The sequence below is a fragment of the Micromonospora sp. WMMA1923 genome (assembly GCF_049179195.1).
GTDB classification, from domain to species: Bacteria; Actinomycetota; Actinomycetes; order Mycobacteriales; family Micromonosporaceae; genus Micromonospora; species Micromonospora yangpuensis.
The window spans coordinates 1,744,949-1,757,927 of record NZ_JBMHLZ010000001.1; the positions used below are offsets into that span (position 1 = coordinate 1,744,949).

General features: G+C 72.5%; 15 protein-coding genes and 1 pseudogene. 11 read left to right on the top strand and 5 right to left on the bottom strand.

The genetic code is table 11. The features are described from left to right. The first annotated feature begins 62 nt into the window (after positions 1–62). Positions 63–1,526 (top strand): argininosuccinate lyase, encoded by a 1,464-nt coding sequence (gene argH, locus ACN28G_RS07940; RefSeq protein WP_421480880.1) that lies wholly within the window; start codon positions 63–65, stop codon positions 1,524–1,526. A gap of 123 nt (positions 1,527–1,649) precedes the next feature. Here argH and ACN28G_RS07945 read toward each other — a convergent pair whose 3' ends face one another. Continuing rightward, complete coding sequence (locus tag ACN28G_RS07945; RefSeq protein WP_421478799.1) at positions 1,650–2,006, bottom strand: MmcQ/YjbR family DNA-binding protein; 357 nt, start codon at positions 2,004–2,006, stop codon at positions 1,650–1,652. A 257-nt stretch (positions 2,007–2,263) separates the two neighbouring features. On the opposite strand from ACN28G_RS07945, the gene ACN28G_RS07950 reads away from it, so the two are divergent. After that, positions 2,264–2,416, top strand: coding sequence for a hypothetical protein (locus ACN28G_RS07950; protein ID WP_175440507.1), 153 nt, complete (start codon positions 2,264–2,266; stop codon positions 2,414–2,416). Continuing rightward, complete coding sequence (locus ACN28G_RS07955) at positions 2,406–3,035, top strand: DNA-3-methyladenine glycosylase (RefSeq protein WP_421478800.1); 630 nt, start codon at positions 2,406–2,408, stop codon at positions 3,033–3,035. The genes ACN28G_RS07950 and ACN28G_RS07955 overlap by 11 nt, the downstream gene beginning before the upstream one ends. Positions 3,036–3,105: 70 nt before the next feature. Here the strand turns inward: ACN28G_RS07955 and ACN28G_RS07960 are convergent, their stop codons facing one another. After that, on the bottom strand, positions 3,106–4,149 hold the full coding sequence (locus ACN28G_RS07960; protein WP_139135640.1) for a hypothetical protein: 1,044 nt from the start codon (positions 4,147–4,149) through the stop codon (positions 3,106–3,108). A gap of 54 nt (positions 4,150–4,203) precedes the next feature. Between ACN28G_RS07960 and ACN28G_RS07965 the strand changes: the two genes are divergently transcribed. The 5 genes from ACN28G_RS07965 to ACN28G_RS07985 all read left to right on the top strand — a co-directional run bounded on the left by ACN28G_RS07965 (position 4,204) and on the right by ACN28G_RS07985 (position 8,232). After that, positions 4,204–4,797, top strand: coding sequence for a TetR/AcrR family transcriptional regulator (locus ACN28G_RS07965; protein ID WP_421478801.1), 594 nt, complete (start codon positions 4,204–4,206; stop codon positions 4,795–4,797). 188 nt (positions 4,798–4,985) lie between these two features. Beyond that, the gene (locus tag ACN28G_RS07970; protein WP_421478802.1) at positions 4,986–6,065 is read left to right on the top strand and encodes a WD40/YVTN/BNR-like repeat-containing protein; all 1,080 of its coding nucleotides are present in this window, start codon (positions 4,986–4,988) and stop codon (positions 6,063–6,065) included. Between the two features lie 3 nt (positions 6,066–6,068). Continuing rightward, positions 6,069–6,344 (top strand): ubiquitin-like small modifier protein 1, encoded by a 276-nt coding sequence (locus tag ACN28G_RS07975; RefSeq protein ID WP_091436690.1) that lies wholly within the window; start codon positions 6,069–6,071, stop codon positions 6,342–6,344. Between the two features lie 104 nt (positions 6,345–6,448). Then, positions 6,449–7,618 carry an LLM class flavin-dependent oxidoreductase gene (locus ACN28G_RS07980; protein WP_229688294.1) on the top strand — a complete coding sequence of 390 codons (1,170 nt, stop codon included), beginning with the start codon at positions 6,449–6,451 and terminating at the stop codon, positions 7,616–7,618. Then, positions 7,615–8,232: an FMN reductase gene (locus ACN28G_RS07985; protein WP_421478803.1), complete on the top strand. Its 618-nt coding sequence runs from the start codon at positions 7,615–7,617 to the stop codon at positions 8,230–8,232. The genes ACN28G_RS07980 and ACN28G_RS07985 overlap by 4 nt, the downstream gene beginning before the upstream one ends. A 112-nt stretch (positions 8,233–8,344) precedes the next feature. On the opposite strand, the gene ACN28G_RS07990 is transcribed toward ACN28G_RS07985, so the two are convergent. Next, on the bottom strand, positions 8,345–9,229 hold the full coding sequence (locus ACN28G_RS07990; protein WP_175440508.1) for a universal stress protein: 885 nt from the start codon (positions 9,227–9,229) through the stop codon (positions 8,345–8,347). Between the two features lie 113 nt (positions 9,230–9,342). Here ACN28G_RS07990 and ACN28G_RS07995 point away from each other — a divergent pair, with 113 nt between their 5' ends. From ACN28G_RS07995 to ACN28G_RS08005, 3 genes and pseudogenes are all read left to right on the top strand, one after another. Continuing rightward, complete coding sequence (locus tag ACN28G_RS07995) at positions 9,343–9,822, top strand: GNAT family N-acetyltransferase (protein ID WP_091446315.1); 480 nt, start codon at positions 9,343–9,345, stop codon at positions 9,820–9,822. A gap of 45 nt (positions 9,823–9,867) precedes the next feature. Further along, entirely contained in the window at positions 9,868–10,509 is a 642-nt protein-coding gene (locus tag ACN28G_RS08000) for a hypothetical protein (protein ID WP_091436697.1), read from the top strand. Positions 10,510–10,669: 160 nt separating this feature from the next. Continuing rightward, positions 10,670–12,016 (top strand): annotated as a pseudogene (locus tag ACN28G_RS08005) (hemolysin family protein); the annotation flags it as partial. Between the two features lie 271 nt (positions 12,017–12,287). Here ACN28G_RS08005 and ACN28G_RS08010 read toward each other — a convergent pair. Both ACN28G_RS08010 and ACN28G_RS08015 read right to left on the bottom strand, forming a co-directional pair. Continuing rightward, positions 12,288–12,611 carry a hypothetical protein gene (locus ACN28G_RS08010; protein WP_091436700.1) on the bottom strand — a complete coding sequence of 108 codons (324 nt, stop codon included), beginning with the start codon at positions 12,609–12,611 and terminating at the stop codon, positions 12,288–12,290. After that, the gene (locus tag ACN28G_RS08015) at positions 12,598–12,978 is read right to left on the bottom strand and encodes a hypothetical protein (protein ID WP_091436702.1); all 381 of its coding nucleotides are present in this window, start codon (positions 12,976–12,978) and stop codon (positions 12,598–12,600) included. The genes ACN28G_RS08010 and ACN28G_RS08015 overlap by 14 nt, the downstream gene beginning before the upstream one ends. Position 12,979: the final 1 nt, after the last annotated feature.

Genomic DNA, 12,979 nt, shown 5'->3' on the forward strand with positions numbered 1-12,979 from the left:
GGGTGGACGGTGCCCGGCGCACCCGACGCCCGGTGGGAGGGCTGCTGAGGATGGCAACGACAATGGGCGGCGTGGACGACAAGAGCCTCACCGAGAACAGCGCCGCCACCAACCGGACGAGTCTGTGGGGTGGCCGCTTCGCCGGCGGCCCCGCCGAGGCCCTCGCGCGGCTGTCGGTAAGTGTCCAGTTCGACTGGCGCCTGGCCCCGTACGACATCGCCGGCTCCCGGGCGCACGCCCGGGTCCTGGCCGGCGCCGGCCTGCTCGACCCGGAGGAACTGGGCCGGATGCTGGCCGCCCTGGACGACCTGGAGGCGGCCTGCGCCTCCGGCGCGTTCCGCCCCACCGTGGACGACGAGGACGTGCACACCGCCCTGGAACGCGGGCTGCTGGAGCGCCTCGGCAGCCTCGGCGGCAAGCTGCGCGCCGGCCGGTCCCGCAACGACCAGGTCGCCACCGACCTGCGGCTGTACCTGCGCGACCACGCCCGGGGCGTGGCCGCCCGGCTGGTGGAGCTGGCCGAGGCGCTGGTGGAGCAGGCCGAGCGGCACGTGGAGACGGCCGCGCCGGGCATGACCCACCTGCAGCACGCCCAGCCGGTCACCTTCGGGCACTGGCTGCTGGCGCACGTGCAACCGCTGCTGCGGGACCTGGAACGGCTGCGGGACTGGGACCACCGGACGGCGGTCAGCCCGCTCGGCGCGGGCGCCCTGGCCGGTTCCGGTCTGCCGCTGGACCCGGTGGCGGTCTCCAAGGAGCTGGGCTTCCGCACGTCCTTCGCCAACTCGATGGACGCGGTGGCCGACCGGGACTTCGTCGCCGAGTTCCTCTTCGTCACCGCGCTGATCGGCGTGCACCTGTCCCGCCTCGGCGAGGAGGTGGTGCTCTGGACCTCGCACGAGTTCGGCTGGGTGGAGCTGGACGACTCGTTCGCCACCGGTTCGTCGATCATGCCGCAGAAGAAGAACGCGGACATCGCCGAGCTGGCCCGGGGCAAGTCCGGGCGGCTGGTCGGCGGGCTGGTGAGCGTGCTCACCATGCTCAAGGGGCTGCCGATGGCCTACGACCGGGACATGCAGGAGGACAAGGAGCCGGCCTTCGACGCGGTCGACACCCTGGAGCTGCTGCTGCCGGCGCTGGCCGGGATGATCTCCACGATGACGGTCCGGGTGGACCGGCTGGTCGCCGCCGCGCCGGTGGGCTTCTCGCTGGCCACCGAGGTGGCCGACTGGCTGGTCCGCAGGAACGTGCCGTTCCGCGACGCGCACGAGATCACCGGCAAGCTGGTGGCGCTCTGCGCGGCCCGGGACTGCGCCCTCGACGAGGTCACCGACGACGACCTGGCGGCGGTCAGCGAGCACCTCGACCCGTCGGTGCGCGACGTGCTCTCGGTCCGCTCGGCGCTGGCCGCCCGGACCACCCCCGGCTCCACCGGGCCCGGCCCGGTCGCCGACCAGCTCGCCACCGCCGGGGACAAGCTGGTCGGCTGGCGGGAGTGGGCCGCCGAGTCGGTCGTACCCCGCTGATCCTCAGGCCGTGGCGCGCGGACCGTTCGCGCGCCACGGCCCAGGGCGGTACGGACACCGCCGGGGCGGCCATCCGGGGCGCTCGGGCTCGTGCCGGTCGGCCCGGTCGGGGGTGGTGACGGGTCAGCCGGGTGTCGGCCGTTCGCGGCGGGGGAGCTTGCCGACCACCGTGTCGTAGGAGGCGTCGACCGCCTCGACCAGCTCGTCGTCGTCGATCGCCCCGCCGAGGCGGAGGGTGTTCCACCCGGACCGGCCGATGTACGGCATCACCCGGGCATCGTGCGGGTAGCGGTGCAGCCACTCGTCGGCCACCTCCCGGCTCGGGCCGCACTTGATCCCGACCGTCTCCCCGCCGTCGCCGGAGCCGAGGAAGGCGAAGATCCGGCTGCCCACCTTGACCACCTCCGAGTCCTGCCAGGGCCGGTCGAGCCAGGCACCGGGCTTGGCCAGGCAGTACGCCAGCATCTCGGTACGGTCCATGGGGGCAGTGTCCTCCTGATCGGGCCAGGTACGGGTTGGAGCGCCGGCGTCGGCGCGGGTCGGTGTCGGCGTGCCGGTCGGTGATCCGGTACAGGGCGGCGTACAACCAGTGGCGTTCATCCAACCTGCGGCACGTTCTACTATCTGAGCGGAACGCGGCCATCCTCACCTGCAACGGGGCGGAAACCGGGGTGCCTGCCTGATGGGAACCGATCGTCCCCCGAGGACGTGTGTCGGGCAACCGTTCGATCGACCGGATGGAAGTCGACGAGGTCCGCTCGATCATCGAGGCAGCGTGCCAGTCGATCCGGCTCATGCCGCGCGGCAAGGGTGCCAGGCTGCCCCGTGGTGAAGATGTTCAGATCACCTGGCGGATGCCCCTGACGGAAGGCTCGCCCGTTGTCGCCTGACCTGCTCGCCATCCTCGCGCAACCCGCTCCCCTGGTCGCCCCCCACCTGATCGGTTGGACGCTGACCCACCACACTCCCCACGGATCGGTCGCCATCGAACTGACCGAGGTCGAGGCGTACGCGGGGGAGAGCGATCCCGCCTCCCACGCCTGGCGTGGGCCGACCGCCCGCAACTCGGTTATGTTCGGCCCCGCCGGTCGGCTCTACGTCTACCTGTCCCACGGGCTGCATCACTGCGCCAACGTGGTGACCGGACCCGAGGGTGAAGCGTCGGCTGTCCTGCTACGCGCTGGCCGGGTGGTCGCGGGGGTTGATGTGGCGCGGCGTCGGCGGGGCGAGCAGGTAGCGCGGCACTCGCTCGCCCGTGGGCCAGGCAACCTCGGTCAGGCGCTGGCACTGACACGCCAACACAGCGGCGCACACCTGCTCGACGGTGGCCCGCTGGTGCTGTCCCCGCCCAGCCGTACCCCTGCTGCTGTGTCGAGCGGCCCGAGGGTTGGCGTCAGCCGGGCGCACGACTGGCCCTGGCGGTACTGGCTGCCTGGTGACCCGACCGTGTCCGCGTACCGGCGAGGCAAGACGGCCGACACGCAGCCTGTTCCGCACCTTCCGCTGTAGCCGCTTCTGCGAGGCGGCCAGCGCACTCCCCTTGGACCGGCATCGTCGATGTCCGGGCGTGGGGTCACTATCAGCCGATGGCGGTTGCGTCCTCGGCTCGGTCGCCGGATTCCGTTGGTTCGCTGTCTACTGTGGGCAGTTTGTTGCCGCGCAGGAGTAGCCAGGCCAGTCCGAGGACCGCGGCGAGCATCAGCGCGTTCTGGCTCAGCTTCGCCGCCAGACTGACCCCTTCGGGCACGGGTGCCAGGAAGCCGATGAGGGTCCGGCTGACCAGCGCACCTGCGGTCAGCGCCCCGATCTGCCGCCCCGACCAGGCGGTGGCCTTGCTCCACCACCGGACGAGTGCGGCCGCCGTGACGAGCAGCAGCGCCAGCACTGCGACACCCACCCAGATCGGCGGCAGGACGTCGAAACTGAACATGCCGACCGCACCGATGAGTACCAGTGCCCAGGTCGGCGCCGGTGCTCTGTCGCCAGTCTTGACCGGTCGTCCGACACGGGTCATGGCCACTGCCCCGAGCGTGACCACGATTGCGATCACGACGAGGGTGGACGCGAGACCGGGGTGGTACTGGCGATCGGTGTCGCTACGGATCAGTAACGCCACGAGGGCACTCAGCAGCCCGATCAGGACGATACCGACGGGGCCGAGCAACGGACGGCCCCGGTGACGGGGCGCAAGCACGTGGAAGACCGCCAGGGGCGCGCCGACGCTCATCAGGACGTGGCCGGCGACCCACGACATGGCGGGAAACGCGGCGACGCCGAGTCCGTGGACGAGCGTGCCTTGGCGCAGCTCGTCCCAGTAGGCGATGTCGTCATTGTGCTCGACAAACAGTGACAGGTCCACGAGCCCGGGCATGGCGACACCGAACGCGGCAGCGAGCAGGAGAACCCCGGTCCAGCCGAGCCCCCACCGGACCGCCACCTCCCGGATGAGCAGGGCTGCGCCACCGTAGAGGGGTGCGAGGATGAGCAGGGACAGCAGCATCTCCGGTGCGTCGCCGGTCGCCGGCAGGTACGCCTGAAGGAACTCGGCGGATACGGGTGCGCCGAATAGGATCGCCAGCACGGGCAGCACTCGCTGCCGAAATGACAGTTTCGGCAAGCCCATCGTGCCAGCATAGCAGTTAATAGAGCAGCTACTCCACTAACTTAGGCTACCTGTATGCCCCGTCCAGTCGACCCAGAGCAGCACCTCCAGCGCCGTCTACACATCATCGACGCCGCGCTGACCTGCTTTGCCGCCAACGGGTTCGATGGCACCTCGACCGCGGCGATCTGCCGCCTCGCGGGCATCGGATCCGGCACCCTCTTCCACTACTTCCCCACCAAGGTCGATGTCATGGTGGCGATCCTCGAGCTCGGCGCGGAGGAGATCAAGGAGTTCTTCAACTCGCAGGCGAGCCAGCAGGACGCCGTCGATGTGCTGCTCGCCTACGCCGACCACGAGGCGGACAACGCGCAGGACCAACGGGCGAACAGCTTCATTCGCGCGGTCGTCGTCGCCGCGTCGCACGCCCGGGTCGCCACGGCCCTGACCGAGCACCAGCGGCAGGTGCGGACAGGACTGACGCCGTGGGTCGAGCGCGGGCGCGAGCAGGGCGGCATCCGCACCGATCTCTCGGTGGAGCGGACGATCAGCTGGATGCTGGCCCTCATCGACGGATTTCTTAGTCAGACGGCGGAATGGCCAGCATTCGACCCCAGCCGCGAACGCGTTGTGTTGCGGGAGACCATCAGCCGGTTCCTTGCACCCTGAGCAGTCCGTGCACCCGCCCGCGCCACCCGGGCGTGCCGGACCGGGACCTCGCCCGCGGGCCGGCCCGGCTGGTGAGCCCCTGTCGTCGGCACGTGCCCCGGCTGACCCCGGCGGCGTGGCCTGGGAATTCTGTCGGGGGGCGTGGTCATAATCACGCTGCGTACTCGTCGACGGAACGGAGGACGGTCATGCCCACACTGCTCGCGGTCGGCACCGCCAAGGGGCTCTTTCTCGCCACCCGGGGTGGCGGGCCCGCCGGGTGGGAGGTCAGCGGCCCGCACTTCCCGATGACCGGCGTCTACGCCGTCGCGGTCGACCTCCGGCCCGGTCATCCCCGGCTGCTGGCCGCCATGAGCAGTTCACACTTCGGCCCGAGCGTGGCCAGCAGCGACGACCTGGGTGCTTCCTGGCAGGAGCCGGAGCAGGCACCGGTGGGTTTTCCCGCCGACACCGGGGTCAGCCTCGGCCGGGTCTGGCAGCTCACCCCCGGCGGGTCCGACGCGCCCGGGGTGGTCTGGGCCGGCACCGAGCCGTCCGCGCTGTTCCGCTCCGAGGACGGCGGTCGTAGCTTCACCCTGGTCCGTTCCCTCTGGGATCATCCGCACCGCGAGCAGTGGGGGGAGGGCTTCGGCGGTCAGGCGGTGCACACCGTGCTGCCCCACCCCCGCGACCCGGACCGGATCATCGTTGCCATGTCCACCGGCGGGGTCTACCGCTCGACCGACGGTGGGGCGAGCTGGTCGGCGTCGAACACCGGGATCCGCGCCTACTTCCTGCCCGACGAGTGGCCCGAGTTCGGCCAGTGTGTGCACAAGGTCGCCCGGGACGCCGGCAACCCGGAGCGGCTCTACGCGCAGAACCACCACGGGGTCTACCGCTCCGACGACGACGGCCGCAGCTGGACGTCGATCGCCGCGGGCCTGCCCAGTGACTTCGGCTTCCCGATTGTGGCCCACCCGTCGCGCCCCGGCACGGTCTACACCTTCCCGCTGGTCGCGGACGCGCAGCGGTTCCCGGTCGACCACCGGTGCCGGGTGTTCCGGTCCACCGACGCCGGTGACAAGTGGGAACCCCTGTCGGTCGGGCTGCCGGAGGGGCCGTTCTATCCGGCGGTGCTGCGGGACGCGATGGGTGCCGGTGGTGCGGGTGACGTCTACTTCGGCACCCGCTCCGGGGAGGTCTACGCCAGCGGCGACGACGGTGACTCCTGGTCGCTGGTCGCCGCGCACCTGCCGGACGTGCTCTGCGTGCGGGCGGCGGAGGTCTGAGGCATGATCACCGTCCTGGTGCCGGGGCCGCTGCGTGGGGAGGCCGGTGGCGCGAGCCGGCTCACCGTGGTCGCCACCGGCTCGGTGGGCGCCGTCCTCGACGCCCTCGCCGTCACCTGGCCGCGACTGGTCCGCCGGATCCGCGACGAGCGCGGTGAGCTGCGTCGGTACGTCAACGTCTACGTCGACGGGGAGGACTGCCGGCACCTCGGGGGAGTGGCCGCACCGGTGGCCGACGGCGCCGAGGTCCAGGTGCTGCCCTCGGTGGCCGGTGGCTGACCCGGCGGGCCGGGGCCGGCTGCTTCACGGAATATTTGACTCGTCAAGTATGTTGTGCGCTGCGTCCGGGATCACCGGCCCGGTAGCGAGGCGAGGAGCAGATCATGCAGTTCGGAGTCTTCACCGTCGGCGACGTCACGGTCGACCCGACCAACGGGCGGGAGCCGTCCGAGCACGAGCGGATCAAGGCGATGGTCACCATCGCGCAGAAGGCCGAAGAGGTCGGCCTGGACGTCTTCGCCACCGGTGAGCACCACAACCGACCCTTCGTGCCCTCCTCGCCGACCACCATGCTCGGCTGGATCGCGGCCCGTACCGAGCGGTTGCTGCTCTCCACCGCCACCACCCTGATCACCACCAACGACCCGGTGAAGATCGCCGAGGACTACGCGATGCTCCAGCACCTGGCCGACGGCCGGGTGGACCTGATGCTCGGGCGCGGCAACACCGGCCCGGTCTACCCCTGGTTCGGCCAGGACATCCGCAACGGCATCGCGCTCGCGGTGGAGAACTACGCCCTGCTGCACCGGCTCTGGCGCGAGGACGTGGTCGACTGGTCCGGCCGGTTCCGCACCCCGCTGCAGTCGTTCACCTCGACCCCCCGTCCGCTCGACGGCGTCCCCCCGTTCGTCTGGCACGGCTCCATCCGCAGCCCGGAGATCGCCGAGCAGGCCGCGTACTACGGCGACGGCTTCTTCGCCAACCACATCTTCTGGCCCGCCGAGCACACCCGGCGGATGGTCGAGCTGTACCGGCAGCGCTACGCCCACTACGGCCACGGCAGCGCCGACCAGGCCATCGTCGGCCTCGGCGGGCAGGTGTTCATGCGCCGCAACTCCCAGGACGCGGTACGCGAGTTCCGCCCGTACTTCGACAACGCCCCGGTCTACGGGCACGGTCCGTCGCTGGAGGAGTTCACCCGCGAGACCCCGCTGACCGTGGGTAGCCCGCAGCAGGTCATCGACCGGACCCTCGGCTTCCGCGAGTACGTCGGCGACTACCAGCGTCAGCTGTTCCTGCTCGACCACGCCGGCCTGCCGCTGAAGACGGTGCTGGAGCAGCTCGACCTGCTCGGCGAGGAGGTCGTCCCGGTGCTGCGGCGGGAGTTCGCCGCCCGGCGTCCGGCGCACGTGCCCGAGGCACCCACCCACGCCTCGCGGCGCGCCGCCGGGACCGACGCCTCCCCGGCGACCGAGGCCGACGGCACCGGCGGCACGTCGGCCGGAACCGACGGCACGCCGGCCGAGCCGGCGGGAGCGCAGGCGCGGCGATGACCGACCGTAGCCTGGTCGTGCTCTCCGCCGGCCTGCGTCAGCCCTCGACCACCCGGTTGCTGGCCGACCAGCTCACCGCCGCCGTCGCCGAGCAGGCGCGGCGGCGGGAGCTGCCGCTGCGCGTCACCCCGGTCGAGGTCCGCGAGCACGCCCACGACGTGGTGAACAACCTGCTCACCGGGTTCCCGTCGACCGCCCTCGGCGCGGCCCTCGACTCGGTCACCCGGGCCGACGCGTTGATCGCCGTGACCCCGGTCTTCAACGGGTCGTACAGCGGGATCTTCAAGTCGTTCCTGGAGGTGCTGGACCGCGACGCGTTGGCCGGCAAGCCGGTGCTGATCGCCGCCACCGGCGGCACCGCCCGGCACTCGCTGGCCCTGGAGCACGCGGTACGTCCGCTGTTCAGCTACGCCCGCGCGGTGGTGGTCCCCACCGCCGTCTTCGCCGCGCCCGAGGACTGGTCGGAGCAGAGCGCCGACGGCCCGCTGCGGGCCCGGATCCAGCGGGCCGCCGCCGAGCTGACCGAGCAGATCAGCCGGTACGGCGGCGCCGCGCCGGCCGACCCGTTCGCCCTGACCACGTCCTTCGACCAGCTCCTCGCCAGCGGCGACTGACCCGCCCTGCGCCGGCGGCGACTGACCCGCCCTGCGCCGGCGGCGACTGACCCGCCCTGCGCCGGCGGTGGCCCGGTGGGCCGGCCTCGCGCCGGCCCGCCGAGCCCGGCGGTCAGTCCGCCGAATACGGGCGGACCACCAGCACCGGGCAGTGCGCGTGCTGCACGAGGGCCTGACTGACCGAGCCGAGCAGCAAACCGGTGAAGCCACCCCGCCCCCGGGAACCCACCACCAGCAGGGTCGCGTCACCGCTGGCCGCCACCAGCGCCGGCACCGGCTTGTCCGCGCGGAGCGGCCGCTGCTCGACGACGAGGTCCGGGTGCTCGGCCCGCACGACCACGGCCGCCGCGGCGAGCAGTTCGTCGGACTCGGCCCGCCCCGCCGCCTCGGTCTCGGCCACCTCGTCGGGCACCGCCCGGGCCTCGTCGTCGCCACGGACGTGCACCAGCACCAGCGAGGTGCCCCGCTGCGCGGCCTCGTCGGCGGCGGCCCGGACCGCGCCCAGCGCCGGGTCCGAGCCGTCCAACCCCACCAGCACCGGCCCGGCCACCGGGATCGGCTGCTCGGCCGGGCGGACCACCAGCACCGGACAGTGCGCGTGTCCGGCCACCTGCTGGCTGACCGAGCCGACCAGCAGCCCGGTGAAGCCGCCCAGGCCGCGGCTGCCCACCACCACCAGGCCGGCCCGGCGGGACTCCTCGACCAGGGTCGCCCCCGGACCGCCGGCCACCTGACGGACCTGCGCCGACAGACCGGAGAACCGGTCGCGCAGCTCCGCCGCGGTCTGTTCCAGCATCTTCTGCGCCTGCTCGGTCGGTGCCGGCACCCCCAGGTCGTACGGGTTCAACGGCACCCCGTACCCCAGCGGATGCAGGTAGCCGTGCACCAGGTGCAGCGGCACGGAACGCCGTACGGCGACCTGTGCCGCCTGTTCGGCGGCGATCAGACTGGCCGGTGAGCCGTCCACGCCCACCACGACAGGTCGGTCCATCAGCACTCCCCAGTGTCATCGGTGTGGACCCCATTGTCCGGTGCGCCGTACCCTCCGCCGGCATGCCGCGCCGACGCCGGCGTTCGGCCGGCGTTCGGGTGGTGCGTATCGTCGGTGCGGTGACCGCCGAGTTGCGCCTGCGCGAGGTCCGTGACACCGACCTGCCCGAGTTCTTCCGGCACCAGTCGGACCCGGCGGCGGTCCAGATGGCGGCCTTCGCCGCCGACGACCCGCACGACCGGCGGGCCTTCGCCGCGCACTGGCACCGGATCCGCACCGATCCGGCCATCGTCGCGCGTACGGTGACCGTCGCGGACCGGGTCGTCGGGCACGTGCTGGCCTTCCCGGTCGGCGAGCGGACCGAGGTCAGCTACTGGATCGACCGGCCGCACTGGGGCCGGGGGTACGCCACCGGCGCGCTGGCCGCACTCCTGCGCGAGCTGCCCCGACGGCCGGTGCACGCCCGCGCCGCCCAGGACAACCGGGGCTCGCTGGCGGTGCTGCGCAAGTGCGGCTTCGTGATCCGCGGCACCGACCACGGGTACTCCACGACCCGGGGCGCCGACGTGCCGGAGTACGTGCTGGAACTCACCGACTGACCCGAGCCGGCCGGGACGGGCCCGCGGGCCGACTACCCTCGCGGGGTGAGCTGGTTGGACGTCGTCGGTTGGGCCGGGTCCGCGCTGCTGGTCTGGTCCCTGGTGCAGGCGCGGATCGTCCGGCTGCGCGCGCTCAACCTGGTCGGCTGTCTGGTGCTGATCGGCTACAACGCCGCCCTGGCGGTGTGGCCGATGGTCGGCCTCAACGTGGTACTCGCCGTGATCAACCTGTGGTACCTGCGCGGCATGCTCGCCACCCGGCACGACGAGGCGACGTACCAGGTCGTCGAGGTCGGGGTGGACGACGCCTTCCTGGCACACACCCTGCGGGTACACGCCACCGACATCGCCCGCTTCAACCCCGACTTCCGCTGGACGCCGGACGTACCGCGACGCTCGGCCTTCCTGGTGGTCCGCGCCGAGGAGGTGGTCGGGGTGGTGCTGGCCCACGCCGAGCCGGACGACGTGGCCCAGATCGACCTCGACTACGTCATCGAGCGGTACCGGGACCTCACCCCCGGTGAGTTCGTGTACCGGCGCAGCAGCCTCTTCACCGACCGGGGATTCCGTCGGGTGGTGAGCCCACCCGGCATGGTCGCCCCCTACTACGGCCGGCTGGGCTTCCGGCCCGTCGCCGACCGGTGGGTGCTCGACCTGACGGCGACCGCGGTGAGCGACCCGGCCTGAGCACGTCGGCCCGGGGCGTGGGAGCCGTCGACCCCAGGCGTGAGTACCGAGGATTCACCGACCGTCGAGTTGGGCAAAAGACTGCCCTACGCCGCTGCGGGATCTCCGGGCGGCGATGCCGGTCCGTCGGCCGGCGCCGCTACGGTGAGGGAGCCCCGGAGTGCAGAGCATCTGGACCCAGTTGGCCCTGGTCGGGGTCCTGGTCGTCATCAACGCGATCTTCGCGGGTAGCGAGATGGCGCTGGTCTCCCTGCGGGAGAGCCAGATCCAACGGCTGGAACGGGCCAGCCGGTCCGGACGGGTGCTGGCCAAGCTGGCCAAGGACCCCAACCGGTTCCTGGCCACCATCCAGATCGGCATCACCCTCGCCGGCTTCCTGGCCTCCGCCGCCGCGGCGGTCTCCCTGGCCCGACCGTTGGTGCCGCTGCTGGGCTTCCTCGGCGGCGCGGCCGAGCCGGCCGCCATCGTGTTGGTGACCCTGGCGCTCACCTTCGTCACCCTGGTCTTCGATGAGCTGGCCCCCAAGCGGATCGCCCTGCAGATGCCCGAGCGGTGGGCCCTGCTGATCGCCCGCCCGCTGGACCTGCTGGCCAGCCTCACCCGGCCGGCGGTCTGGGCGCTCGGGGCCACCACCGACCTGGTGGTACGCCTGTTCGGCCTCAACCCCGACTCCCAGCGTGAGGAGATCAGCCCGGACGAACTGCGGGACATCGTCTCGGGCAACCACGGCTTCACCAAGGAGCAGCAGACGATCATCGCCGGCGCGGTGGAGATCGCCGACCGGCGGTTGCGTGCGGTGCTCGTACCCCGGTTGCAGGTCTTCTGCCTGGACAGCGGCACCACGGCGGAGGCGGCGCGGTTGGTGCTGGCCGCCTCCGGCCACTCCCGGGCGCCGGTGGTGCGCCACGGCGGTCTGGACGACACGGTCGGGGTGATCCACCTGCGGGACCTGGTGGGCCTGCCGGACGACCGGCCGATCGACGAACGGACCCGACCGCCGATGCTGCTGCCCGACTCGGTGCCGGTGGTCGACGCGCTGCGCCAGTTCAAGGCGGAGCGGCAGCACATGGCGCTGGTGGTGGACGAGCGTGGCGCGGTCGAGGGCATCGTCACCCTGGAGGACATCCTGGAGGAGATCGTCGGTGAGATCTACGACGAGACCGACCGGGACGTGCACAGCGTCCGGACCGAGCCCGACGGCACCCTGGTGCTGCCCGGCACCTTCCCGGTGCACGACCTGCGCGACGTGCGCATCGAGCTGCCCGGCCGCCCGGAGGGTGACTACACCACCATCGCCGGGCTGCTGCTGAACTGCCTGGGGCACATCCCCACCGCGCCGGGCGAGAACGTCACGATCGACGGCTGGGAGCTGACCGTCGCCGACATCGACCACCACGCGATCACCGAGGTCCGGGCCCGCCAGACGGCCGTCCGCCCCGGCTCCGACGCCGCCGATGCTGATGCCGCCGATTCCGATGCCGCCGATGCTGATGCCGCCGGTTCCGACGGCGGCACCGGCTCTGCCGCCGCCGGTTCTGCTGGCATCGAGTCCGACGACCCGGGCAACACCGCCACCTCGGATTCCGCCGACACCCCGCAGCGCCCGACCGCGGCTCGCGACACCGACGGTCCGGACCGGCTGGTGTCCACCGGGCCGGCCGGGGACTCCCCGTCGCGGCCGGCCCCAGACACCGCCTGCGGCTGACCGGTCCGGCACGCCGCGCCGACGGGTGGTACCCGGCGGCGGCACGACCGACCGGCCGGTCGATGGCCAGCGGTCAGGGGTGGCCGGCGTCGGCCGGCGGTCCGGTGGGGAACCAGGGCAGCGGCGGATCGAACCGCACCCGCTCCACCGGGTACTGGTGGGTGCTGCGGTTGATCAGGCGGGCCGTCATCCGGATCAGCCACGGGCCGGACGGATGGTGCTCGGCGCCGACCAGCCGGCCCGCCACCCGCCCGTACCAGTGTCCGGCCACGATCAGGTCGGTCAGCCGCAGCCGGCCCCGCGTGCCGTCGGCGCGTACCACCACGTCCACCACCCGACCGAGCCGCCGCCCGTCCGGGGCGTACGCGGTCCGGCCGAGCAGCTCACCCGCCCGCACGGTGCGCTCCCGGGATCCGGTCGATCAGGTGCCGGCGCAGCCACGTCTCCACCGGTGCGGCGGGCAGCCGGTCCGCCGGCACCCGCAGCCGCACCGCGCTGTCCACCCGCGCGACCAGCGGGTACGGGATCCGCAACGGCACCACCGGCGGATCGTCGACGAACCGGTTGGTCACCGCGACCAGGAGCCGGCCCGTCCGCCCGCCGATCCGCTGCCCGAGCGCCCCCTGTCCGGTGAGCAACGCCCCCACGTACGGCACCCCGTCGGTGTCCACGGCGAACTCCACGTCGTCGACCTTCCCGACGAGCAACCCGTCGACGTCCACGATCTGCCGGTCCAGCAACTGCCGGCCGAGCTGCACCCTCACC